Raw genomic sequence first — 2,813 nt, forward strand, 5'->3', positions numbered from 1 at the left:
GGTGGCACCCGGACCGTCCGAGGTCCGGGTGCCACCCCCGTCGGCGTCCGTACACCGGCGTCCGTACACCGGGTACCGCGTGGTGGGTACGAACGGGCGGGCGATAGCCTGCCCCCCCTGGCCCGTGACCACGGGCCGGACGGCCGGGCCGAGGGCCCGGCGCCAGGGGAGGTTGGGACATGGGGGAGCGCACTCGCGCCCCGCGCCGCAGAGGCGGCGGCAGACGATTCGCGGCGGCAGCCGCGCTGGCGGCGGTGGTGCTCGGCGGTCTCGCCGTGCCCGCGCACGCCGCAGGACCGGCCGCGCCCGTGACGGCGGCCGGGGTGCTCAACGACCTGACCGGCGACGGCAGGGCCGACCTGCTGTCGACGGGTGGGGCGGACCTGGCGGTGCTTCCGGCCGGCGGTGCGCCGTACCCGGCGTCCACGGCGGCGCAGAGCCCGCTGGGTGGGTCGTGGCAGGAGTACCAGGTCAGCAGCCGGGGCAGCGCGACGGGTACGAAGACGGACGACCTGTACGCCTTCACCAACGCCTCGGACGCGCTGTACCTGTACCCGAACGACGCCAACTCCGGTGGCAGGCCCGGGTACTTCACGAAGAAGGACAAGGCCGTCAAGGTGGCCAAGCCGGCCACCTGCGCGGCGGGTGCGGACTGCACCGGCTACGACCCGACCTGGAACTCGGCGACCCAGGTGCTGGCCACCGACGGAATCGCGAACAAGGACGGGATGCCCGACCTGGTCACCGTCGAGGGCGGCCGGCTCTGGTACTACCCGGGCAAGGCCGGGGGTGCCGTGATCGGCGCCCCCGTCCAGCTGGGCGGCACCGGCGCCTGGGGCGGCCTCGCGCTGATGGCGCCGGGCAAGGTCGACGGCGTGCCGACGCTCTGGGCCGAGGTCGCCAGCCAGCGCGTGACGGTCAGCTACCCCTTGGAGTTCGGCCCGGACGGTCTGCCGGTGCGGCGACTGTCCCCGCCGGACGCGGCCTTCCGGCTGCAGAGCGGCCAGCCGGCCCCCGACGGGACCTGGCGCTGCCTGTACGACACCGGCCTCGAGTCCTGTGAAGACACCGATGGGGAGTGGCTGCGCGGATCGGACGGCACCCTGCGCCGGATGGACTACTGCCTGACGGCCGCGCTGGACATCGGCAAGGTCCGCACCGCGGCCTGCACCGGCGAGGCCGCCCAGAAGTGGACCTCGGTCGCCGACAGCCTGGTCGCCTCGGACGGCCGGTGCCTGGCCAACCAGGCGGACCGGACGGTGGGCCTGGCCCCGTGCGCGCAGTCCCCCCGGCAGAGCTGGGGCTCCGGACCGCAGACGCCTGCCGGACCGGAGCCGCTCCCGGCGGCGGTCGACCTGCTCACCGTGCCGGCCCCGGTCAGCTTCGATCCGGGCTACGTCTCCGTGCCGCTCGACTACCGCACGCAGGGCGACCTGGACGGTGACGGCCGTCCGGAGCTGATCACGCGTCACTCCCGGTACACCTACGGCGGCACCCTGGTCGTCGTGCACAAGGGCGTCGCACCGGCCGGCGGGCTGGCCCGGTTCGGCGAGGCCACCTCGGTCGGTGACATCCAGCAGCCGGTGCGCCGTGTGAACGGACACGGGCTGGTGAACGCCGACGTCCTCTACTCGGCCTGCGTCAGCCTGAAGGTGCAGTCCGACGGGAGCGCGGTGGTGACCCAGCTGGCCACCGGCAAGGTGCTCTGGTCCAGCAACACCCCGGGCCACCCGCTGGGCTCCCTGACCATGGAGGGGACGGGGCGGCTCGCCCTGGCCCGGCACTACGACGATCCGTACTGGTCGCCCCCGGGCGTGGCCGTCGGCGGGTCGGGCACCGTACTGTCCGTGCAGGACGACTGCAACGTGGTGCTCCGGGACGGCAAGGGCGCGGTGCTCTGGTCGACGCGGACGTACGACCCCGCGCGCGAGCTGCTGGGCACCGCCGTGCCGGCCGGGACCCGGTTGGCGAACGGCCAGGAGGTGGTGGCCGGCCAGGTCCTGCTGAAGATGGCCACCAGCGGGAACCTGAACCTGATCGACCGTCAGACCTCGCGGGTGCTCTGGACCTCGGGCAACACCCCGTTCCTCCCGGCGCCCCCGGACGCCGGGGTGGACGGTGCCCTCCAGCCGGACGGCAACCTGGTGATCCGGAACAAGGACGGCAACCCGGTCTGGTCCAGCGGGACCTGGGGCACCCAGGGTGCCCGCCTGGTGGTCCAGTCGGACGGCAACCTGGTGATCTACGACGCGGACGGCAGGCCGGTCTGGTCCACGGGCACCTGGTTCGGCGGCGTGGACACCCTGGGCCACCCGCTCTGCTCGGGCTGCCTGCTGATCCCGTACGAGACCGTCGAGTCCAAGGCCGGCCGGCTGGTGATGCAGCAGGACGGGAACCTGGTGCTGTACTCCAAGGCCACCGGCAACGCCCGCTGGTCCAGCGGGACCTGGGGCCACCCGGGCGCGACGGCCTTCATGCAGGGCGACGGGAACCTGGTGGTCCGGGCGTCGGACGGCACGGCGCTCTGGGCCAGCGGCACCTGGGGCCGGGGCAACGCGCGCGCGGTGCTCCAGGACGACCTCAACCTGGTGGTCTACGACCCCGCCGGCCGGGCCCTGTGGGCCACCGGCACGGACAACCGGGTGGCGGCCCGCCGCGGCACCGCGCTGTTCGCCGGTGCCGTGGTGAAGAGCGGCGAGGAGGTGCACACCCCGATCACTTCGCCGATCTGGCTGCAGATGCAGTCGGACGGCAACCTGGTGCTGCACTTCAACCCGGTCGGTGCGGTCTGGTCCTCCCGTACCTGGGGCAAC

Annotated in this window: 1 pseudogene; it reads left to right on the top strand. The window is 73.8% G+C overall.

From position 1 onward, the window contains the following. Positions 1–179 precede the first annotated feature (179 nt). Positions 180–2,813 (top strand): annotated as a pseudogene (locus ACWEPF_RS39795) (hypothetical protein); the annotation flags it as partial.

The organism is Kitasatospora sp. NPDC004289, from assembly GCF_053602875.1.